This is a genomic window from Pelomicrobium sp. P1 (genome assembly GCF_052805615.1).
Genome location: NZ_JBRBEM010000007.1, coordinates 81,616 through 101,469, shown reverse-complemented (window position 1 = coordinate 101,469; position 19,854 = coordinate 81,616). Strand labels below are relative to the sequence as shown.

At 66.8% G+C, this 19,854-nt stretch carries 20 protein-coding genes; 15 read left to right on the top strand and 5 right to left on the bottom strand.

Annotation, left to right across the window (positions count from 1 at the left end; genetic code table 11):
- Window positions 1–3 precede the first annotated feature (3 nt).
- From ACUVYZ_RS08705 to ACUVYZ_RS08695, 3 genes are read right to left on the bottom strand one after another with little or no spacing between them, the layout of a single operon-like run.
- Window positions 4–324, bottom strand: a complete 321-nt coding sequence (locus ACUVYZ_RS08705) for a hypothetical protein (protein WP_439934218.1) — start codon at window positions 322–324, stop codon at window positions 4–6.
- A 51-nt stretch (window positions 325–375) separates the two neighbouring features.
- On the bottom strand, window positions 376–1,284 hold the full coding sequence (gene rssA / locus ACUVYZ_RS08700) for a patatin-like phospholipase RssA (protein WP_439934217.1): 909 nt from the start codon (window positions 1,282–1,284) through the stop codon (window positions 376–378).
- 19 nt (window positions 1,285–1,303) lie between these two features.
- Window positions 1,304–2,125, bottom strand: a complete 822-nt coding sequence (locus ACUVYZ_RS08695; RefSeq protein WP_439934294.1) for an alpha/beta hydrolase — start codon at window positions 2,123–2,125, stop codon at window positions 1,304–1,306.
- Between the two features lie 70 nt (window positions 2,126–2,195).
- On the opposite strand from ACUVYZ_RS08695, the gene ppa reads away from it, so the two are divergent.
- The 13 genes from ppa (at window position 2,196) to ACUVYZ_RS08630 (ending at window position 13,929) form a co-directional block, all read left to right on the top strand.
- Window positions 2,196–2,744 (top strand): inorganic diphosphatase, encoded by a 549-nt coding sequence (gene ppa / locus ACUVYZ_RS08690; protein ID WP_439934216.1) that lies wholly within the window; start codon window positions 2,196–2,198, stop codon window positions 2,742–2,744.
- Window positions 2,745–2,789: 45 nt separating this feature from the next.
- Window positions 2,790–3,305 carry a metallophosphoesterase family protein gene (locus ACUVYZ_RS08685; RefSeq protein WP_439934215.1) on the top strand — a complete coding sequence of 172 codons (516 nt, stop codon included), beginning with the start codon at window positions 2,790–2,792 and terminating at the stop codon, window positions 3,303–3,305.
- A 158-nt stretch (window positions 3,306–3,463) separates the two neighbouring features.
- The gene (locus ACUVYZ_RS08680) at window positions 3,464–4,744 is read left to right on the top strand and encodes a CoB--CoM heterodisulfide reductase iron-sulfur subunit A family protein (RefSeq protein WP_439934214.1); all 1,281 of its coding nucleotides are present in this window, start codon (window positions 3,464–3,466) and stop codon (window positions 4,742–4,744) included.
- Window positions 4,745–4,764: 20 nt separating this feature from the next.
- Window positions 4,765–6,987, top strand: a complete 2,223-nt coding sequence (locus tag ACUVYZ_RS08675) for a hydrogenase iron-sulfur subunit (RefSeq protein ID WP_439934213.1) — start codon at window positions 4,765–4,767, stop codon at window positions 6,985–6,987.
- Window positions 6,988–7,074: 87 nt separating this feature from the next.
- Window positions 7,075–7,698, top strand: a complete 624-nt coding sequence (locus ACUVYZ_RS08670; protein WP_439934212.1) for a 4Fe-4S dicluster domain-containing protein — start codon at window positions 7,075–7,077, stop codon at window positions 7,696–7,698.
- Between the two features lie 10 nt (window positions 7,699–7,708).
- On the top strand, window positions 7,709–8,620 hold the full coding sequence (locus tag ACUVYZ_RS08665) for a CoB--CoM heterodisulfide reductase iron-sulfur subunit B family protein (RefSeq protein WP_439934211.1): 912 nt from the start codon (window positions 7,709–7,711) through the stop codon (window positions 8,618–8,620).
- A 221-nt stretch (window positions 8,621–8,841) separates the two neighbouring features.
- Complete coding sequence (locus tag ACUVYZ_RS08660; RefSeq protein ID WP_439934210.1) at window positions 8,842–9,147, top strand: hypothetical protein; 306 nt, start codon at window positions 8,842–8,844, stop codon at window positions 9,145–9,147.
- A gap of 6 nt (window positions 9,148–9,153) precedes the next feature.
- On the top strand, window positions 9,154–9,534 hold the full coding sequence (locus ACUVYZ_RS08655) for a DUF1850 domain-containing protein (protein ID WP_439934209.1): 381 nt from the start codon (window positions 9,154–9,156) through the stop codon (window positions 9,532–9,534).
- A gap of 90 nt (window positions 9,535–9,624) precedes the next feature.
- The gene (locus ACUVYZ_RS08650; RefSeq protein WP_439934208.1) at window positions 9,625–10,428 is read left to right on the top strand and encodes an enoyl-CoA hydratase; all 804 of its coding nucleotides are present in this window, start codon (window positions 9,625–9,627) and stop codon (window positions 10,426–10,428) included.
- A gap of 98 nt (window positions 10,429–10,526) precedes the next feature.
- Entirely contained in the window at window positions 10,527–11,477 is a 951-nt protein-coding gene (locus ACUVYZ_RS08645) for a zinc metalloprotease HtpX (protein ID WP_439934207.1), read from the top strand.
- A gap of 15 nt (window positions 11,478–11,492) precedes the next feature.
- Complete coding sequence (locus ACUVYZ_RS08640; RefSeq protein ID WP_439934206.1) at window positions 11,493–12,488, top strand: Vgb family protein; 996 nt, start codon at window positions 11,493–11,495, stop codon at window positions 12,486–12,488.
- 31 nt (window positions 12,489–12,519) lie between these two features.
- The gene (locus ACUVYZ_RS08635; RefSeq protein ID WP_439934205.1) at window positions 12,520–13,101 is read left to right on the top strand and encodes a histidine phosphatase family protein; all 582 of its coding nucleotides are present in this window, start codon (window positions 12,520–12,522) and stop codon (window positions 13,099–13,101) included.
- A gap of 21 nt (window positions 13,102–13,122) precedes the next feature.
- Window positions 13,123–13,929, top strand: a complete 807-nt coding sequence (locus ACUVYZ_RS08630) for a DUF2189 domain-containing protein (RefSeq protein ID WP_439934204.1) — start codon at window positions 13,123–13,125, stop codon at window positions 13,927–13,929.
- A gap of 57 nt (window positions 13,930–13,986) precedes the next feature.
- On the opposite strand, the gene htpG is transcribed toward ACUVYZ_RS08630, so the two are convergent.
- The gene (htpG, locus tag ACUVYZ_RS08625; protein WP_439934203.1) at window positions 13,987–15,921 is read right to left on the bottom strand and encodes a molecular chaperone HtpG; all 1,935 of its coding nucleotides are present in this window, start codon (window positions 15,919–15,921) and stop codon (window positions 13,987–13,989) included.
- Window positions 15,922–16,313: 392 nt separating this feature from the next.
- Here htpG and ACUVYZ_RS08620 point away from each other — a divergent pair, with 392 nt between their 5' ends.
- Together ACUVYZ_RS08620 and ACUVYZ_RS08615 are read left to right on the top strand one after the other, a co-directional pair.
- Complete coding sequence (locus ACUVYZ_RS08620; protein ID WP_446033052.1) at window positions 16,314–17,237, top strand: crotonase/enoyl-CoA hydratase family protein; 924 nt, start codon at window positions 16,314–16,316, stop codon at window positions 17,235–17,237.
- 54 nt (window positions 17,238–17,291) lie between these two features.
- Window positions 17,292–19,229, top strand: coding sequence for a putative bifunctional diguanylate cyclase/phosphodiesterase (locus tag ACUVYZ_RS08615; RefSeq protein ID WP_439934201.1), 1,938 nt, complete (start codon window positions 17,292–17,294; stop codon window positions 19,227–19,229).
- An 18-nt stretch (window positions 19,230–19,247) separates the two neighbouring features.
- On the opposite strand, the gene ACUVYZ_RS08610 is transcribed toward ACUVYZ_RS08615, so the two are convergent.
- Window positions 19,248–19,820 (bottom strand): NUDIX domain-containing protein, encoded by a 573-nt coding sequence (locus ACUVYZ_RS08610; protein ID WP_439934200.1) that lies wholly within the window; start codon window positions 19,818–19,820, stop codon window positions 19,248–19,250.
- Between the last annotated feature and the right edge of the window lie 34 nt (window positions 19,821–19,854).

Genomic DNA, 19,854 nt, shown 5'->3' with positions numbered 1-19,854 from the left:
ACCTCAATAGCCCACGCTCCCGCCCGCCACGTCCACGGTTACGTGGGGCCGGCCGAAGAGGACCGCGACGGCGCGCGCCAGCTCTCGGGCCCAGGCGGAGTTGCGCTTGAACTCCTCCGGGCCGGCCGACCTGGCGAGGAACAACACCTTGTCCGCGGCCAGGGCCTTGCCCACCGGGTTGAAGCCCTCGTCGCCCCCTTTGGCGAGCTCCCCGTCCAGCCAGCGATGGGCGGCTTCCGCCGTGAGCCCCGCCGTCTCCGCCTCGTGGACGCGCAAGCGGTACTCCTCGCCCTCGCCGAAACGCACCGTGACGTTCTGGATCATGGGGTTTCCACCTCCCGATGGGGATTGTAGCCTGGAGCGATCCGGCGCGCGTCAGGTGTCACCCTCGGTGATCTCCCGCAAGCGGGGGAGGACCTGCTCCGCCGCGCGCCGCCCCGCCGCCATGGCTTCCTCCCCCCGGTGGAACTCCATGAGCCCGATGTGGGCCAGCCGCGGGGCGATCATCAGGTCGGCGGGCTCTCCCGCCAGGCGGCTGCGGGTGATGCGCACCTGCATGATGTTGATGCTGGAGGCGATCACCTCCAGCATGGACGGGCCGGCCTCGGGGCTGCCGGCGGGCATGAAGTCCAGTGCCGCCAGGCTTTCCCGGATGCGCTGGAGCCAGGAGTCCGGCTCGGCCCTGGCGGCCGCGCCGGGGCGCGGCCGCCGCAGGTGCCGGCCCAGGAGGTCGGCGTTCAGGTCCACCGCGATCACGATGTCCGCCCCCATGGCCCGGCACAGGGAGACGGGCACCGGGTTCACCAGGCCCCCGTCCACCAGGATGCGGCCGTCGCGTTGCACCGGCGTGAACAGCCCCGGAAGGGCGATGGAAGCCCGCACTGCATCCATCACCCGGCCCTCCCGCAGCCACACTTCGTTGCCGGTTTCCAGGTCGGTGGCCACCGCCCCGTAGGCCCGGGGGAGATCCGCGATGTCGGCGTCGGCGAAGTTTTCGCGGAAGAATTCCACCAGGCGCTCGCCTTTGATCAGCCCGCCCACCAGGCTCACGTCCAGAAAGCCCACCACCGTCTGCCAGGTGAGGCCGCCGACCCAAGCGGCCAGATGGTCGAGCTCTCCTTCCACATAGGCCGCGGCCACCAGCGCGCCGATGGAGGTTCCGCACACCACCTCCGGCTCCACGCCCGCCCCCTCTAGGGCCCGGATCACGCCGATGTGGCTCCAGCCCCGGGCCGAGCCGCTGCCCAGAGCGAGGCCGATCTTGGGTTTGCGCGGACTGCTCATGGAATATCCCCGCGGCACGTTACCGGTGCGCCTGCGCCCTGTCTAGGAACTCCCCGAGGGCACGCTGCCACTCGGGCCGGACGAAGAAGAAAGCCTCGTTGTGACCGCCTGTCAGCTCGAGAAAACGCTTCGGTTCGGGCGCCGCGGCGTACAGCCGCTCGCCGTGGCGAAACGGCACGATCTCGTCTTCCCGGCTGTGGGCCACCAGCACCGGGCAAGAGACCGCCTTCAGGTAATCTTCCGTCGGATAGCGGATACGGGCAAGCCACTTGACCGGAAGCCACGGGTAGACGTCCTGGCCCAATTCGGGCACCGAGACGAAGCCCGAGTGAATCACCAGCGCCAGGGGCCGGGTGCGGGCGGCGAGCCAGGCCGCCACGGCCGCGCCCAGGGATTCGCCGAAGAGCACCACGTCCCCGGGGGCCACGCCCCGCTCCGCCGTGAGGTGGCGCCAGGCCGTCAGGGCGTCCAGGTAGGTGCCCTCCTCCGAAGGCTCGCCCTCGCTCCGGCCGTAGCCCCGGTAGTCGACGATCAGGGTGGCGTACCCCAGCCGGGCGAACATGGCCAGGGAGTCCAGCCGGTGGGAGAGGTTGCCGGCGTTGCCGTGGAAGAACAGCACCACACCCCGGGGTTCGGGCACCGGCACGTACCAGGCGTGCAAGCGCAGGCCGTCGTCGGTGCGCAGGGTCAGCTCCTCGTAGGGCAGGCCCCGGTCCCGGGGCGTGGCGAGAAGCTCTCGCCCCACCTCGGGGAAATACACGAGCTTCGCCTGGGCGAAGTAGGCCACGGCGACCAGGGCGCCGTATCCCGCCGCCAGCAGGAGCAGGATCTGCAGCAACATTCTCACCCAGGCAACTCAAGCGCTCCCGCTATAATAAGCGGGTTCGCCCGAGCCCTCGAGGAGGTCCGCAATGAATCTCGACCGGGTGCCGTCCGGCCGCGATCTGCCCAACGATTTCAACGTCATCATCGAGATCCCGATGCACGGAGCCCCCATCAAATACGAAGTGGACAAGGAAACCGGCGCCATGTTCGTGGACCGCTTCCTCGCCACCGCCATGCACTACCCGTGCAATTACGGCTACATCCCCCACACCCTGGCGGAGGACGGCGATCCCGTGGACGTGCTGGTGGTTAGCCCCATCGCCGTCATCCCCGGGGCGGTGGTGCGCTGCCGGCCCATCGGCATGCTCAAGATGGAGGACGAGGCGGGCGAGGACGCGAAGCTCCTGGCGGTGCCCATCGACCAGCTCTCGGGCATGTACCGGGACATCGAGACGCCCCGGGACCTGCCCGACTTCACCTTGTCCCAGATCAGCCACTTCTTCGAGCACTACAAGGACCTGGAGCCGGGCAAGTGGGTCAAGGTCCGGGGATGGGTCGGCCCGGAGGAGGCGAAGGCCGAGATCCTGGACGGGGTCAAGCGTTACAACGCGGCGAAGAAAAAGCCGGCCTTCTGAGAGGCCGCGAGCGAGCCCCGCCTCAGGCTCGGAGCGCCCGCACCGATGAAGATCTGCATCGTCTCCGACAGCCACGACCGCTCGGAGCCGCTCGCCGCCGCGGTCTCCGCAGCCAAGAAGGAAGGCGCCGCAGCGGTGATCCATTGCGGCGACGTGATCGGCCCCCACACGCTGCGGGCCCTGCTGCCAATCGGGCTTCCGGTGCATGTGATCCATGGCAACAACCTAGGGGACCCGCTCGCTATGATGCGTCTTGCCGCGACCTCTGGGGGCCTCCTTCATTACCACGGCACGGATGCCCGGCTGGATCTCGCGGGGCGCCGGGTGTTCGTGGTGCACTATCCGGATTACGGCCTGGCGATGGCCACCACCGGGGAGTGGGATCTCGTGTGCTGCGGCCACAGCCACCAGGCCGAAATCCGCCGCGTCCGCAATGTCAAAGGCGATCACACCCTGCTGGTGAACCCGGGCACGGTGGCCGGCATCGGCGCCCCCGCCACCTACGCTTTCGGCGATTTGAACCGCCTCGAGTTCGCCATCCGGCCACTCCCCCGCGGCTGATCGTCCCGTCTTCCCGCCATCCCCACCGGAAACCGGGCAGCTCTTATCGGCGCATAAGAATTTTGAATCCGATTTGCGTCCGGCGTCCGTGCGGACGTCCATCCGGCTGGAGTAGAATCGATCGCGGTTGGACACAAGCATAACGGCGGAGGAATAGGATGACAGCCACCATCGCCACCCAGCAGGCTATCGTGGTCGTCGGCGGGGGCATCAGCGGCATGACCGCGGCGCTGGAAGCCGCGGAGTGCGGCAAGGACGTCGTGCTGGTGGAGAAGAGCCCTATGCTGGGCGGCCGCACCGCGCTCCTCTACCGCTATTTCCCCAAACTCTGTCACCCCACTTGCGGGCTGGAAATCAACCTGCGTCGCCTCAAGGCCAACCCCAAAATCCGCGTCTTGACGCTGGCCGAGGTCACCGGCATCTCGGGCAAACGCGGCGATTACACGGTCACGGTGAAACTCTCGCCGCGCTACGTGAACGAAAATTGCACCGCCTGCGGCGCCTGTGCGGAGGCGGTGGAGACGGAAATCCCCAACCCGTACAACTACAACCTGAACACGATCAAGGCGGCGTACCTGCCTTTCGCCATGGCCTATCCCCTGCGCTACGTGCTGGACCCTTCCATCATCGGCACGCCCGATGCGGAGCGGGCCAAGGCCGCCTGTAAGTACAACGCCATCGACCTGGATCAGAAAGAGGAGATCGTCGAACTCAAGGCCGGCGCTGTCATCTGGGCCACTGGCTGGAAACCCTATGACGCGGCCAAGATCCAGCCGTACGGTTACGACCGTTTTCCCAACGTGATCACCAGCGTAGAGTTCGAACGGCTGGCGGATCCCCACGGGCCCACGGGCGGCAAGATCCTGCGGCCTTCCGACGGCCGGGAGGCGAAGAACATCGCCTTCATCCAGTGCGCCGGCTCCCGGGACGAGAACCACCTGCGCCACTGCTCGCGCATCTGTTGCATGGCCTCCCTCAAGCAGACCCAGTACGTGCGCGAGGCCTACGGGGACGAGGGTCGCTCCACCATCTACTACATCGACATCCGCGCCATCGACCGTCTGGAGGACTTCTACCAGAAGGTCCAGAAGGATCCGACGGTGAGGTTCGTGAAGTCCAAAGTCGCTCGGATCACCGAAGAGAAAAACGGCGATCTAGTGCTGCACGGCGTGGACACCGAGGGCTACCACCGCTACGCCAATACCCATGACTTGGTCGTGCTGGCGATCGGCATGGAGCCGAGCGTGCCTGCCAGCCTGATTCCCGCGGAAGTAGTCGCCGACTCCAGCGGCTTTATCGAAGCGTCGGCGAGCGGCGGCATCTTCGGCGCCGGCTGCGCCACCAATGCTTTGGACGTGAACCGGGCGGTGCAGAGCGCCACCGCGGCGGCGTTGCGGGCGATCCAGGTGATCAATCAGGCCGCTCGGGCTGAAGCATAGGACGGCGGGAGGCAAGTGCAATGTCGGAGATGAAGGCCGCTGCGTACATCTGCCGGGGCTGTGGCATCGGCGAGCGGGTGGATACCGCTCAGATGGCCAAGATCGCGCAGAAAGAAGGCAAGATGCAGTTGGTGCGGGAGCACGACTTCCTGTGTTCCGCCGAGGGCGTCAAGGTGATCCGGGACAATATCGAGAAAGAAGGCGTCACCCACCTCGTGATCGCTGCCTGCTCGCGACGGGCGAAGACGGAAGCGTTCCACTTCCCAACCGTAGCCGTGGCCCGGGCCAACATCCGCGAAGGCGTCATCTGGAGCCAGCCCGAGGGCGAGGACCAGCGCGAGGTCAGGCAGGAGATGGCCGACGACTACGTGCGCATGGCCTGCGCGGAGGTGAAGAAAATGAAACAGCCGGCCGGCAACCCCCACGTCGGGCAATCGAAGCGGCTGCTGGTGGTGGGCGGCGGCGTCTCCGGCATGACCGCGGCGCTGGGAGCCTCCAAGGCCGGCTACTCGGTGACCCTGGTGGAAAAGAGCGGCGCCCTGGGCGGTTGGGCGGCGCGGCTGTGGAAGCGGGTGCCCGATCGGGAACCTTACCGGGACCCGATAGACACCGGAGTGCAGCAGCTTATCGAGTCCATCCAGCAGGATCCCAATATTGAAGTGCGTTTGAACTCGGTGGTCGCCTCCACCAGCGGCGCACCGGGCAGGTTCACGGTGGAGATCGCCTCGGAAAGCGGCGCCGCGGTCAAGAAGGAGTTCGGCGCCATCGTCCAGGCGACGGGCTTCACCGCCTACGATATCGCCAAGCTACCCCACCTGGGCGGCGGCAACAGCCCCAACGTGGTAGACCAGGCCGGGCTCGAGAAGCTGGCGCAGGAGGCGGCGAAAAACGGCCAGCCCATCCGCCGCCCGTCCGACGGGGCGGAGGTGAAAACGGTCGTCTTCATTCAGTGTGCTGGTCAACGCGACGATACGGGCAAGCACCTGCCTTACTGCTCCGGCCATTGCTGCGCCACCAGCATCAAGCAGGCCATGTACTTCAAGGATGCCAACCCGGATGTGGACACGGTGGTGATCTACACCGACCTGCGTGTGCCTGGCAACGGGGAGGACTTCTACCGCAGTGGCCAGTCCAAGGGCGTCACCTTCGCCAAAGGCAAGGTGAGGGAAGTGGAAGTGAGCGGCGAGCGCTGTAGGGTCAAGTTCCACGACCTGATCCTGGACGACAAGAACGCCCAGGTGGACGCGGACCTGGTGGTGCTGGCCACGGGCCAGGTGCCGGTGTCCGGGGTCGACAGCGAAAAGCAAGGCGAGGTACCGGAGGCGCAGCGCAAGGCCGTCTCGGTGCTCAACTTGAACTACCGCCAGGGGCCGGATCTGCCCCAGCTCAAGTACGGCTTCACCGATTCCCACTTCATCTGTTTTCCCTACGAGACGCGCCGCACCGGCATCTACGCCGCCGGCCCGGTGCGCCGGCCCATGGACATCCCCCAGGCGGTGGAGGACGCCACCGGGGCGGCGCTCAAGGCCATCCAGGCCATGGAGAACGCGGCCCTCGGGCGCGCCGCCCATCCCCGTTCCGGCGATCTCTCGTACCCCATCGTGCGGCTCGACGGCTGCACCCAGTGCAAGCGCTGCACCGTGGAGTGCCCCTTCGGCGCCATCGACGAGGACGAAAAGCGCTACCCGGTGTTCAACGAGAGCCGCTGCCGGCGCTGTGGCACGTGCATGGGCGCCTGTCCGGTACGGGTGATCTCCTTCGAGAACTATTCGGTGGACACGGTGGGCGCCCAGATCAAAGCGGTGGACATCCCCGACGAGTTCTCTGAGAAGCCGCGCATCCTGGTGCTGGCCTGCGAGAACGACGCCTACCCGGCGCTGGACATGGCGGGCATGAGCCGCCACCACTACAGTGCGTTCGTGCGGGTGATCCCGGTGCGCTGCCTGGGTTCGGTCAACACCATCTGGGTGACCGACGCCTTGAACGCCGGCTATGACGGAGTGATGCTCATGGGCTGCAAGCACGGCGACGACTACCAGTGCCATTTCGTGAAGGGCTCGGAGCTCGCCAACTACCGCATGAGCAAGATCGACGACACGCTGAAACAACTTGCCCTGGAAACCGAGCGGGTGGCGAGCTACGAGGTCGCCATCACCGACATTGCCCGCGTGCCGCAACTCATCAATGACTATGTGGCCAAGATCAACGAAATCGGTCTCTCCCCGATGAAGGGGTTCGGCTGAGCCGGCCGATGGGGAATGCATCAGGGTGAAGGGCAAGGGGTGCGCTAAGCGGCCTCCCGCTTTCGGCCACCCGCGGAGGAGCATGGTATGGGCGACCTGAACATCGAGGCCATCGAACGCTACCGCAACAACTTCCTGAAGGAAGTGGAAGAGCGAGTCGAGGAAGGCCATTGGGTCAAGATGTGCATGCAGTGCGGGGTCTGTTCGGGATCCTGTCCGTTCGGGCCCCATTGGGCCCACCCGCCCCAGGAGATCTTCATGCTCATTCGGGCGGGCAAACGCGAGGAGGTTCTGACCTCCGACTCCATGTGGATGTGTACCTCCTGTTACAACTGCGTGGTGCGCTGCCCACGGCAGCTTCCCATCACCCAGATCATGCACGGGCTCGCCACCTACGCCCACCGGCTGGGCCTCGCCCCCAAGAACCAGCCCACGCGCAAGTTTTCCGTCCAGTTCTGGGAGAATTGCATCAAGACCGGCCGGGTGAACGAGCTGAAGCTCACCCTGGGGCTGTATTTCAGCGACGGCCTCGTCGCCGGCGTCAAGAAAGCCTGGGCCCTGCGCCACATCGGTCTCGGTCTGCTGCGCGCCAAGCGGCTGAACCCGTTGGAGCTGATCAAGGGCCACGAGTGCAAGGACAAGAAGGGCATCCACGCGATGCTCAAGAAGGCGTACGAGATCGAGAATCGCAGGAAGGGATTTACCAGTTGAGGAGGCCGCCATGGCGAAAAAGGAATACGCGTTCTATCCAGGTTGCTCCTCCCAGTTGCGGGCCTCGGCGTCGAACTACATGGTGTCGGTCAACGCCATGTGCAAGGTGCTGGACGTGAAGCTGACCGAGATCCCCGACTGGAACTGCTGCGGCGCCTCCATCGGCTACGCCGGCTCGGGCGAGCTAGCGCGCCACGTGCTGAACGCCCGCAACTTCGCCCTGTCGGAGCAGCACCTGCCGGGCCAGGACATCGTGGCCACCTGCGCCGCCTGCTGGCTGGGGGCGCGGGAGACGAAGGAGAAGCTCGCCGCGTCCAGCACCCTCCTCGCCGACACCCAGGAGGCGCTGAAGGAAGCGGGCCTCAGCTACAAGGGCGAGGCCGAGATCCGCCACATGGTGGAAGTCTTGATCGAGGATTTCGGCTATGAGGCGCTGGGGAAGCCCGTGGTGAAGCCCCTGGAAGGCCTCAAGTTCGCCGGCTACGTGGGCTGCCAGACCAACCGCCCCTTCGGCATCGCCGGCGAGTCGTTCGAAAATCCCATGTACTTGGATAAGTTGGTGGAAACGTTGGGCGGCGAAGCCTTGACCGACTACGATCAGAAGGTGACCTGCTGCGGCGGGGCCCTCGCCTTCTCCGAGCCGGAGAAGAGCCAGAAGCAAATCAAGGACATCGTAGAGTCGGCCTACGACCACGGGGCCGACATGATCGTCACCCCCTGTCCCCTGTGCCAGGCCAACGTAGAGATCTACCAATCGGAGATCAACAAGCGCTACGGCACCAAGTTCAACATGCCGGTCACCTATTATAGCCAGCTCATGACGGTGGCCTACGGGGGCGGGATCAAGGAGGCCGGCCTCGACGGTCAGGTCATTCGAGCGAAGAAGCTGGAGGAGATCGCGGTCAAGGTGGTGAAGAAGTAGGTCGAGGCCTTCCCGGCCCGCTCCCGCGCCGGGCCGCGGTCTCCGTTTCCCCTTTCTGCCCGGGGCAGAAAGGGGCTGGATCGTTCTCCTCCCCTTCAGGGGGAGGAGGAAGAGGTGGGGGTGGGTTCCCGCGGTCTCCGTGTCGCTGGCCTGCCTCTCCGGTCAGTCGTCCGAGCGAAGAAGCTCGAGGAAATCGCGGTGAAGGTGGTGAAGAAGTAGCCATGGAGTCCCCGCGCACCCTGGAAGCCTATATCGCCCTGGTGGCCGAGGCCATCGAGGAGGCGGATGACTTTCTCGCTTGCATCGACGACGCCGATCCCGAGGAGAACTGGGAGCGCTATCGCCCGCCCATGGAGCGTATCCTGGCGGGGCTGCGGCGACTGCTGGCCGGCCTCGAGGGGGGAACCTGCCGGCCTCCCGGCGCCGATTCGCCGCCCTTCTTCGACGACATCGACGCCCTGGCCGCCGACGTGCCCATCCGCCCCATGCTGCGGGAGGTGGTCCGGGTCTACCGCGAGGGCTTCTGACGGGCGATGATCTGCCTGATCGCCGGCGGCACTTGGTGGTTGCTGGGCCCCGCCCTGACCCTGGCCTGGGACCACTCGGTGGAAAAGATCCGCTGGGAAGAAGATTACCGGGCGGTGAACGGCCGGCTGGTGCTGGTGGAAGCCCGGGTCCAGGGCTCCGGCGCGGGCATGGAACCGCCACCCCACGCCCGCTACGCCGGCGGATGGTGGCGTTACGCCGGGACGCTGCCGCCCCTGGAGCGGCTGACCCTCGCCAATTCCGAGTTCACGCCCGACTACCAGCTCTGCCTGGAAGGGGCCTGTCGGCCCTTGGCCCGCTACGTGGGGGGACACCAGGGGCCGGTGACCCTCGCTCCCTGCAGGGATCGGCCTGGGAACGCTCGCTAGCGCCCTGGCGCTTCGCTGAAGCCCCGCTGGTCCTGCCCTGGCTCGCCTTTTTATAATGGGCTTTGTCCCAGACCAGAGGAGGATTTTCCCGTGAGCACCGTCCCCGTCCTCCAGAGCGAAGAGCCCCTCCTGCTGCGGCATGACGCTGAAGGCGTCGCCACCCTGACCCTCAACCGCCCGAAGGCCTACAACGCCCTCAACCGAGCTTTGCTGGAAGCGCTGCAGGAGGCCCTGGACGCCATCGCCGCCGATGCGACCGTCCGGGTGGTGGTCATTGCCGGCGCGGGCAAGGCCTTCTGCCCGGGCCACGATCTCAAGGAGATGCGCGCCAATCCCGACCCGGCCTTCATCCGCGCCCTCTTCGACCAGTGCAGCCGCATGATGCTCACCCTCACCCGCATTCCCCAGCCGGTCATCGCCCGAGTCCACGGGCTGGCCACGGCCGCCGGCTGCCAGTTGGTGGCCCAGTGCGACCTGGCGGTGGCTTCCGAAGAAGCCCGTTTCGCCACCTCCGGCATCAACTTCGGGCTGTTCTGCTCCACCCCGGGCGTGGCCTTGTCCCGCAACGTCTCCCGCAAGCAGGCCATGGAGATGCTGATGACCGGCGAGTTCATCGACGCCCACACCGCCCTGGCGCGGGGGCTGGTGAACCGGGTGGCGCCGGCGGACAAGCTGGACGAGGAAGTGGGTCGGCTGTGCCAGGCCATCGTCTCCAAGTCCCCCGTGGCCGTCGCCACCGGCAAGCGCCTGTTCTACCGGCAACTGGAGACCGGGCTGGAGGAGGCCTACCGGCTCGCGTCCGAGGCCATGACCTGCAACATGATGGCCGAGGACGCCATGGAAGGTATCGACGCCTTCATCGAGAAGCGCACCCCCCGCTGGCGGGGCCGCTGATCCGGCGGGCGACCGCCCCGGGAGCCGCCCGGGTCCGGCGCGGCCCTTCGGGCTGGAAACCCGCAGCGCCCGTCTCCACTCTCAATTCGTGAAGCGCCATGGACCGCGGCCAAGCTTTCCGGCATCGCCTCTATAACGCCTTACAGTCAGCGGCCCTGCTCGCCGCGATGGCGACGATCGCCGGGCTGGTGGGCTGGCTGATCGCCGGCGTGGAAGGGCTCGTCTGGTTCGCGGCCCTGGTGCCCCTCGCCCTGGTCCTGGGGCCTAAACTTTCGCCCCAATGGGTCCTGCGGGCCTACGGGGCGCGGGAGATCGCGCCTTTCCTTGCGCCGGATCTCTACGCGCTGGCCCAGACCCTCGCCCGCCGCGCGGAGTTGCCCGCCGTCCCGCGGCTCTACTACGTGCCTTCGGCTGCCCTCAACGCCTTCACGGTAGGCAGCCGCTCCGGCGCGGCCATCGCCCTGACCGACGGGCTGTTGCGGACCATGACCCCCCGGGAGCTGACGGGCGTTCTCGCCCACGAGATCGCCCACGTGGTCAACAACGACATCTGGGTGATGCAGCTTGCGGACGTGGTGAACCGCATGACCGCGTTTCTTTCCCTCACCGGCTTGATGCTCCTGGTGGTGGCGCTCCCGGCCGCCTTCGTCGCCGGCTACGAGACACCGTGGGCGGCGCTACTGGTGCTTGCCGCGGCTCCCCACCTGGCGACGCTGCTGCAATTGGGCCTGTCCCGGGTGCGGGAATACGACGCCGACCGCCTGGCCGCGGAGCTGACCGGCGATCCCCTGGGGCTCGCCTCCGCCCTGGAAAAGCTGGAACGCCACCCCCGTTCCTGGTTCGAGCAGATCTTTTTCCCGGGCCGCCACGCGCCGGAGCCCGCCGTGCTGCGCACCCACCCCCCCACCCGGGAACGGATACGGCGGCTGCTCGCCCTGGCCCAGACCCCTTCCGCCTCGTGGAGCGCTTCATGGGACCTGCCTTTGCTGCGGGAGCTGCCTCCGGTGACGCGCTCGCCCCGCTGGCGCATCCATGGACACTGGCATTAACCCGCGGAGAACGCCGTGAAAGCTGCTGTGCTCGCCGCCACGGCCGCCCTGCTAGCGGCCACCGCCCCCGCTCACGCCGGGGGTTCCAATTACGGCGTGTCCCCGGGTATCGCCCCCGCCTTCACGGGACAGGTGTCCGAATGGGCGGTGCCCACTCCCGAGTTCGCCCGGGATCCTGCCATCGCGCCGGACGGCTCGGTGTTCATCGCCGTCATGCACGGAAACAAGATCGCCCGCTTCGATCCCCGGAGCGAGCAGTTCACCGAGTGGGAGCTGCCGCCCCGCGCCCATCCCCACGGCCTGCTGGTGGACCGGGACGGCATGGTGTGGTATACGGGCAACGGCAACGGCACCATCGGGCGCCTCGACCCGAAGACGGGCCGGGTCACCGAGTTCAAGCTGCCCTCCGGCGGCGATCCCCACACTATCGTGATCGACGAGGAACAAAAGCACCTCTGGTTCACGGTGCAGGGCGGCGACCGGGTGGGACGCCTGGAGCGGGCCACCGGAAAGACCATGGAATACCCGGCCAAGGGAGGGCCCTACGGCATCGCCCTGGACAAGGCGGGAAACGTCTGGGTGTGCCTCATCCGGGCCGACAAGCTCGCCAAGATCGATCCCCGGACCGGGGCGCTCGCCACCCTGGACATGCCTCCGGGCTCCCGGCCCCGGCGGATCGCGGCCAGCCCCGACGGCACCTTGTGGGTGACGTTGTACGGTGCAGGGAAGCTCGTCCGGATCGATCCCTCCGCCGGCCGCCTGCTGCAGGAGGTCCGGCTGCCGGCCGGGGACAACGGCGGCCCGTACGCGGTCACCGTGGACGGGGCGGGCGTGGTGTGGGCCAACGAGATCCACACCGACACGGTGGTGCGGCTCGACCCCCGTACCGGCGACCTCAAGGTGGTGAAGCTTCCGTCCCGTGGGCTGGGCATCCGCAAGATGGTGGTGGATGGTGAGGGCCGGCTGTGGTACATGGGCAGCCACAACGGGCGCCTGGGGAGGGTGAACTGACGCCCTTTCGGCCGAGTATCGGGTAGCTGTGATGACTAAATTCCCTGGGCTGAGGACCTGGGCTCTGCTCCTTGCCCTCTGCCTCGCGGCCGCAGCGGCGGGCGCCGGCGAAGAAGCGTTGTGGCTGAAGCTCCAGGAGGGCCGCTACACGATATTCGTTCGTCATTCCCTCGCCCCAGGCACCGGCGACCCGGAAAACTTTAAACTGGAAGATTGCCGCACCCAGCGCAATCTCTCCTTCGAAGGGCAGGCCCAGGCTCGGCGCATCGGCGAAGCGTTCCGGCGCCGGCAGATCCCGGTGGGGGAAGTGCGCTCGAGCCGGTGGTGCCGGTGCCTGGAGACCGCCCGGCTCGCCTTCGGCAACGCCGACCCGTGGCCGGCGCTTGACTCCACCTATAACGATCGCGCCCAAAGGCGCGAGGACAAGAACCGGGCTGTGCTGGAATATCTCCTGGCAAACCCGCCCAGGGGCGGCAACCGCGTCCTGGTGACCCACAATTTCAACATCCGCGACCTGACCGGCGTCTCGCCGGCCTCGGCAGAGATGGTGGTCGTGGAACCGGATGGGACCGGCGGGCTGAGGGTCCTGGGAACCCTCGCCGTGCCCCGCTGAAACCCGCGCAGGGAGCCGCCCGTGCCCGAGCCGGCGAAGGAGACCTGGCCGCCCCACGCCCCCATGCCGGGCCGCCCGCCCGGCGCGTTCTTTACCGTTCGCTCCGTGCCGCCGGAATCCCCCTTCGCCTGGGTGCGGGCGGGCTGGAACGACCTGAAGCGCTCGCCCTCGGTCAGCTTGTCCCACGGCGCCCTGTTCGCCATGATGGGAATCCTTCTCCACATCTATTTCCACGAACGGCCCGAGGTGGCGCGGGGCCTAGCCGTCGCCTTCGCCCTGGTGACGCCCCTGCTCGTCATCGGGCTGCAGGAGGCGAGCAGGCGCCTGGAGCGCAGTCTCCCAGTACACTTCGCCGCGACCCTCACCGCTTGGCGCGGCAATCCAGCCGGCGTCTGCACGTTCGCCGTCCTGTGCGCCCTCGGGGCGACGCTCTGGCTTCGCCTGTCGGCGGGAATCGCGGCCCTTTCCTTCTCCGGCGCCGAGCCGGCACCGGGAGGGCTCCTGCGAGAGGGAATTTTTTCCAGGCTAACCTACGAGTTCCTGGTGGTCTATTGGGGCGCGGCGGCCCTGTTCGGCGGGTTCGCCTTCGCCGGCAGCGCCGTCGCGCTGCCCCTGCTGCTCGCCCGCCGGGTAGACGCCTTCACCGCCATCCGCGCCAGCCTCTGCGCCTGCCGGCGCAACCCGAGAGCCATGGCGCTGCTGGCCGCCATGCTCGCCGCCCTCCTCGGCGCCGGCATGCTGCCGTTCTACGTGGGGCTGGTGTTCGCCGCCCCCCTCGCCGGCCACGCCCTGTGGCACGCCTACCGGGACCTGGTGGCGCCCGGCTAGTTTTCTTGAAATTTTTTCTCTGCGCCCCTTCACCTTTCCCGCACGAGCGTCAAACCGTCAATCCTTCCCCGGGACCCAGATGCGGCTTTCCTCGCCGGCCAAGGCCAGCATCAACTGGTTGAGCCGCCGGACGAAGGCCCCGGGATCGTCGAGCTGCCCGCCCTCGGCGAGCAGGGCCTGCTCGAACAGCAGGTGAGCCCAGTCCGTGAAGCGATCCCCCGGCGGCTCTTTTTTCAGGCGCTCCACCAGGGGATGGCGCGGATTGATCTCCAGGATGGGCCGAGCGGGCGGCACCTTCTGGCCGGCGAGCTTGAGCAACCGCTCCAGGTTCATGCCGATGGCATGGGCATCCACCACCAGGCAGGCGGGGGATTCGGTCAAGCGGTGGCTCACCCGCACTTCCTTCACCCGCTCGCCCAGGGCCTCCTGGAGGCGGGACACCAGCTCCCTGGACTCCCGCTCCTCCCGCTCGCGCCCTTTTCGCTCCGTCTCGTCTTCCAGCTTGCCCAGATCCAGCTCGCCCTTGGCCACCGATTGCAGCGGCTTGCCCTCGAAGGCTGGCAGGTTGGCCACCACCCACTCGTCCACCCGGTCGTACAGGAGCAACACTTCCACGCCTTTCTTGCGGAAGATCTCCAGGTGGGGGCTGTTCCTCGCCGCGGGGAAGCTCTCGGCGGTGAGGTAATAGATTTTTTCCTGCCCCTCCTTCATGCGGGACACGTAGTCGGCCAGGGACACCGTCTGGGCGTCGGTGTCCGCGTGGGTGGAAGCGAAGCGCAGCAGCCGCGCGATCCGGTCCCGGTTGGCCGGATCCTCGCCCACGCCTTCCTTGAGCACCCGCCCGAATTCGCCCCAGAAGACGGCGTATTTCTCGGGCTCGTTCTGCGCCAGCTCCTCCAGCAAGCCGAGCACCCGCTTCACGCAACCCGCGCGGATCGTCTCGATGTCCTTGGACTGCTGCAGCATCTCCCGGGAGACGTTGAGGGGCAGGTCGGCTGCGTCCACCACACCGCGGACGAAGCGCAGGTAGTAAGGCACGAGCTGCTCGGCGTCGTCCATGATGAACACGCGGCGCACGTAGAGCTTCACGCCCCGGCGATGCTCCCGGTCCCACAGGTCGAACGGTGCCCGGGAGGGAATGTAGAGGAGCAGGGTGTACTCGGTCTTGCCTTCCATGCGGGCGTGCACCCAGGCGAGGGGCGGCTCCACGTCGTGGGCCACGTGCTTGTAGAACTCCTCGTACTGCTCCCGGGAGATCTCCCCCTTGGGCCGCGTCCACAGGGCGGAGGCCCGGTTGACCGTCTCGTCCTCCCCCTTGGGCAGGTACTCGCGCCGGTCCTTGTCCCACTCTTCCTTGGGCATGCGGATAGGCAGCGTGATGTGATCCGAGTACTTGCGAATGATGGCCCGCAGCCGCTCCCCGGAGAGGAGATCGTCCTCCCCCTCCCGCAGGTGCAGGATCACTTCCGTGCCCCGCTGGGGTCGCTCCACCGTCTCGATGGTGTACTCCCCTTCCCCGGTGGACTCCCACCGGACCCCGTGCTCCGGGGTGAGCCCCGCGCGCCGGGTGATGAGGGTCACCCGGTCCGCCACGATGAAGGACGAGTAAAAGCCCACCCCGAACTGGCCGATCAAGTGGGCATCCCGCGCCTGATCTCCGGTCAACCGCTCGAGGAATTCCCGCGTCCCGGACTTGGCGATGGTGCCGATGTTCTCGATCACCTCCTGGCGCGACATGCCGATGCCGTTGTCGGCCACCGTGATGGTGCGGGCAGCCTTGTCGTAGGTCACCCGGATGTAGAGATCCGGGTCGTTTTCGTACAGCACCGGGTCGCCCATGGCCTCGAAGCGCAGCTTGTCGCAGGCGTCGGAGGCGTTGGAGATGAGCTCCCGCAGAAAGATCTCCTTCTGGGAGTACAGGGAATGGGCGAGGAGATTCAGGAGCTGCTTGACTTCCGCCTGGAAGCCCAGGGTTTCCTTGACCGGGGGCATGGGACCGCCTTGTTCCTTTTTTATCAAATAATTTAAAGAATTAGGGGCGAATCGGAAAACTTCAAGATCTCCCTAGATGCCGTTGAACTTCTGTGGCCTCGCTGATTCGCCCTGGCCTGCCTTTGTGATGACGAGCCTCTTGCCCGCCCGTGCACTGATGCGGCGCGAGCCACAAATTTTTTAAATTTATCAAATCGTTCACATTCCCCAGGGCGTCCGGCTCGAAACAGCCCGCCAATCACCATCCGTCCGCTCATCCGAAATCAAAACTTAACAAATTGTTAGATTTGCAATCCGCCGGAGCTTGCTCTTAAATGATTGAGGGTGCCCACCTTTTTATGCGGCCCCCATGACAATTCCATCCCACAAATCCCAGGAGCTCCCTTATGGAAATGAACATCCCCGTCCAACTGCTGGAAGCGCCGCGCCAGGGGGTTGTCGGCCCGGCATTTAACAATCAGAGGGAAATCCGCTTCTCGCCCCAGCTGGCGGCGCGCTACGAGCGAGAGCAGCAAGCGCTCTGGCTGCAGTGGAAACCCTCCCCCAGGCCCTGCTTCAATCCAGCCCTCCTGCGGGATCTGCGCAGCTACTGCGACCTGGTGGACATGAGCGGCGCCGAGCTCTCGGTGGACGGGGAAAAGCTCCCCATCGCCTACTCCGTCCTCAGCTCGGCAACGCCGGGGGTATTCAACCTGGGCGGGGACCTGGACCTGTTCGTGGCCCTGATCGAGCGCCGCGACCGGCAGGGGCTCCTCATGTACGGGCGTGCCTGCATCGACGTGCTGTACCGCAACTACGTGGGCTATGACCTTCCCATCACCACCATCTCCCTGGTCCAGGGGGAGTGCCTGGGCGGCGGCTTCGAGTGCGCCCTCTCCAGCGACCTCATCGTGGCCGAGGCGAGCAGCCGGTTCGGCTTTCCGGAGATCCTTTTCAACCTTTTCCCCGGCATGGGAGCCTACTCGTTCCTCGAGCGCAAGGTGGGGCAGAAGCTCACCGAGCAACTGATCGCCAGCGGCAAGGTCTACAGCGCCCAGGAAATGCGGGAAATGGGCGTGGTGGATGTGGTATGCGAAGACGGCCAGGGAGCGGCCGAGGTGGCGGCCCTGATCCGCAGCCAGTCCCGCAACCGCAACGGCCTGAACGCCATGTACCGCGCCCGGCGGCGGGTGCACCGGCTGGACTTCTCCGAGCTGCTGGACGTGGTGGAAATCTGGGTCGACAGCGCCTTACGCCTCACTTCCCGGGACATGCGGCTCATGCAGAAGCTGGTCTCTCGCCAGAACGACCTGGGGGTTCCCCGCCAATTGCATTGACCGGGCACGAGGTTTGCCCCACCATGGGACCTGGAGGAGTACAGGGAGGATTCCATGGGGGAGAAGGACCCGGGCTACAGCGCCCGGGAGGCCGCAGCCCGGCTGGGGATTCCCGTGTGGACGCTGCGTCGCTGGGACAAGCAGGGCGTCCTGGTGGCGACCCGGACGCGGGGAGGACACCGCCGGTATCCGCGAGAACTCATCGACCGACTTGCGAGCCTGGGGGCAGGCGAGGGCCGCCAGCAGGCCGACGAGCTGGCGACGATTCGGCGCGAACTCAAGGAAAAGCGGCGCATCGTCCAGCTTCTGGTGGACAGCGAGCAGCGCTACCGAGACCTGGTGGAGACCTCCCACGACCTGATCTGGGCCACCGACGCCCTGGGCCGCTTCACTTACCTCAATAACGCCGCCCAGGACATCTTCGGGCTCCCGCCCAAGGCCTTGCTGGGGCGCTGTTTCTTCGACTTCGAAACCCGCCCCTCCCACATCTCCAACCGCCGTTTCCTCGCCCTGCTCAAGCGCCAGGGGGAGGTACGCAACTACTTGACCCACATCGTGTCGGCCCGGGGTCACGACCGCTGGGTCGGGATCAACGCCCGGGTCTCCTACGACGAAAGCCACCAGATCGTCGGCATCCGGGGCACGGCCCGGGACATCACCGAGCAACAGCTCGCCGCCCAGCGCATCGAGCGACTGGCCAAGTTCGACACCCTGACCGACCTGCCGAACCGGCTGTCCCTGCAAGAGGAGCTGGCGGCCGCCATGGAAGGCGGCGGCGTGGGGGCGCTGCTGTTCATCGACATCGACCACTTCAAGTACGTGAACGACAACCTGGGGCACCGGGTCGGGGACCAGTTGATCGTCGGCGTCGCCGGGGTTCTCAAACAACTCCTGCAGGAGCTGCCGGGCCAGGTCTACCGCCTAGGAGGCGACGAATTCGCCATCCTGGTCCCCGAGGCGCTGCGCCTTGAGGCCCACCACGTGGCCGAACGGGTGCTGGAAGCGGTGCGCCACTACAAGTTCGCCCCCGAGGCGGGGACGGGCAAGCTCTCCAACCTCACCGCTTCCATCGGCATCGCCCTGTACCCGTTCCATGGGGCGGACCTTTCCAGCCTGCTGGCGGCCGCGGACATCGCCCTCTATCACGCCAAGGACCAGGGCCGCAACCGCTGCGTCCTGTTCGACCAGGATTCGAACAGCCTGCGCAGCACCCACAAGCGCGTGCACTGGGCCAGGCGTTTCCGGGAAGTCCTGGAAGAGGACCGGGTCGTGCTCTACGCCCAGCCGGTGGTGGCGCTGGCGAGCGGGGAACCGGTGCACCACGAGGTGCTGGCCCGCATCCGCGAGCAGGACGGAAGCCTGATCCCGCCGTCGGAGTTCATCGAGATCGCGGAAACCCTGGGCGTGGTGCGCGACATCGATCTCGCCGTGATCCGCAAGCTCACCCGCTTCCTGGCGAGCGGCGCCGCCCCTCGCAACGCCCGCTATTTCGTGAACCTCTCCCGCGCCAGCATTTCCGACGAGCACTGGACGCGGCGCCTGCTCGCGGCGCTCGGGGAATCCGGGGTCGATCCCGAGCGGCTGGTGTTCGAGATCACCGAGACCGCCGCCATGTCGGAGCTGGACGTGACCCTTTCCTTCATGCAGCGCATGAAGGAGCGGGGCTGCCATTTCGCCCTGGACGACTTCGGGGCGGGGTTCAGCTCGTTTTACTATCTCAAGCGCTTCCCGGTGGATTATCTGAAGATCGACGGCGGGTTCGTCCGGGACCTGCTCCACGACGAAGGCAGCCGGATCTTCATCCGGGCCGTGTGCGATGTCGCCCGGGGCATGAACCGCCAGGTGGTAGCCGAGTGGGTGGAGCACGCGGAAGTGGTCCGGCTGCTCCTCGACATGGGGGTCCAGTACGGCCAGGGCTTCCTCTTCAGCCGCCCGGTGCCCCTGGTCGACCTGTCCGAAGCGCCGGCCGCCGGCGCCCTCAAATCCCGCTGAGGAAAGTCGATCCGGGATTCAACGCGCCGGCTCGGGCAGGGGCCATTCGCCGCGCACGATCTTCTCCGCCCAGAAGAGCCCCGCGACGCTTTTGCCGTCCGTGATGCGGCCGGTCCGCACCCACTCCAGGGCCTCGCCCAGATCCAGGGCAAAGGTTTCCAGAAACTCTCCCTGGTCGGGCTGGTGCCCTTCGAAGCTCAGGTCCCGGGCCAGGTAATAGACGAGCCGCTCGTTGGAATAGCCGATGCAGGGGTGCAGGGTGGCCACCCAAACCCAGGAGCGGGCGCGGTAGCCGGTCTCCTCCTTGAGCTCCCGCTCGGCCGTGCACAGCGGGTCCTCCCCAGGATCGATCTTCCCCGCTGGAAGCTCGTAGAACTCCCGGCCCAGAGGATAGCGGTACTGGCGCTCCAGCAGCAGCCGGCGCTCGTCGACGAAGGCGATCATCACCACCGCCCCCGGGTGCACCACGTGCTCGCGCACGGCGGTTGTCCCGTCGGGCAGGCGGACCTCGTCCACCTCGAGCCGCAAGAGCTTGCCTTCGAAGGCACGGCGGGAACGCAGACGCGTTTCGGTGAAGTCCCGCTTGGTCATCGAGCTCTGCTCTTTTCAAGCCCGGCAGGGATGC

Bases quoted from the DNA above. Each gene is read 5' to 3' on its own strand.
- ACUVYZ_RS08705 (WP_439934218.1), bottom strand. From the start codon at position 324: ATGATCCAGAACGTCACGGTGCGTTTCGGCGAGGGCGAGGAGTACCGC.
- rssA (WP_439934217.1), bottom strand. From the start codon at position 1,284: ATGAGCAGTCCGCGCAAACCCAAGATCGGCCTCGCTCTGGGCAGCGGC.
- ACUVYZ_RS08695 (WP_439934294.1), bottom strand. From the start codon at position 2,125: ATGTTGCTGCAGATCCTGCTCCTGCTGGCGGCGGGATACGGCGCCCTG.
- ppa (WP_439934216.1), top strand. From the start codon at position 2,196: ATGAATCTCGACCGGGTGCCGTCCGGCCGCGATCTGCCCAACGATTTC.
- ACUVYZ_RS08685 (WP_439934215.1), top strand. From the start codon at position 2,790: ATGAAGATCTGCATCGTCTCCGACAGCCACGACCGCTCGGAGCCGCTC.
- ACUVYZ_RS08680 (WP_439934214.1), top strand. From the start codon at position 3,464: ATGACAGCCACCATCGCCACCCAGCAGGCTATCGTGGTCGTCGGCGGG.
- ACUVYZ_RS08675 (WP_439934213.1), top strand. From the start codon at position 4,765: ATGTCGGAGATGAAGGCCGCTGCGTACATCTGCCGGGGCTGTGGCATC.
- ACUVYZ_RS08670 (WP_439934212.1), top strand. From the start codon at position 7,075: ATGGGCGACCTGAACATCGAGGCCATCGAACGCTACCGCAACAACTTC.
- ACUVYZ_RS08665 (WP_439934211.1), top strand. From the start codon at position 7,709: ATGGCGAAAAAGGAATACGCGTTCTATCCAGGTTGCTCCTCCCAGTTG.
- ACUVYZ_RS08660 (WP_439934210.1), top strand. From the start codon at position 8,842: ATGGAGTCCCCGCGCACCCTGGAAGCCTATATCGCCCTGGTGGCCGAG.
- ACUVYZ_RS08655 (WP_439934209.1), top strand. From the start codon at position 9,154: ATGATCTGCCTGATCGCCGGCGGCACTTGGTGGTTGCTGGGCCCCGCC.
- ACUVYZ_RS08645 (WP_439934207.1), top strand. From the start codon at position 10,527: ATGGACCGCGGCCAAGCTTTCCGGCATCGCCTCTATAACGCCTTACAG.
- ACUVYZ_RS08635 (WP_439934205.1), top strand. From the start codon at position 12,520: ATGACTAAATTCCCTGGGCTGAGGACCTGGGCTCTGCTCCTTGCCCTC.
- htpG (WP_439934203.1), bottom strand. From the start codon at position 15,921: ATGCCCCCGGTCAAGGAAACCCTGGGCTTCCAGGCGGAAGTCAAGCAG.
- ACUVYZ_RS08620 (WP_446033052.1), top strand. From the start codon at position 16,314: ATGAACATCCCCGTCCAACTGCTGGAAGCGCCGCGCCAGGGGGTTGTC.
- ACUVYZ_RS08615 (WP_439934201.1), top strand. From the start codon at position 17,292: ATGGGGGAGAAGGACCCGGGCTACAGCGCCCGGGAGGCCGCAGCCCGG.
- ACUVYZ_RS08610 (WP_439934200.1), bottom strand. From the start codon at position 19,820: ATGACCAAGCGGGACTTCACCGAAACGCGTCTGCGTTCCCGCCGTGCC.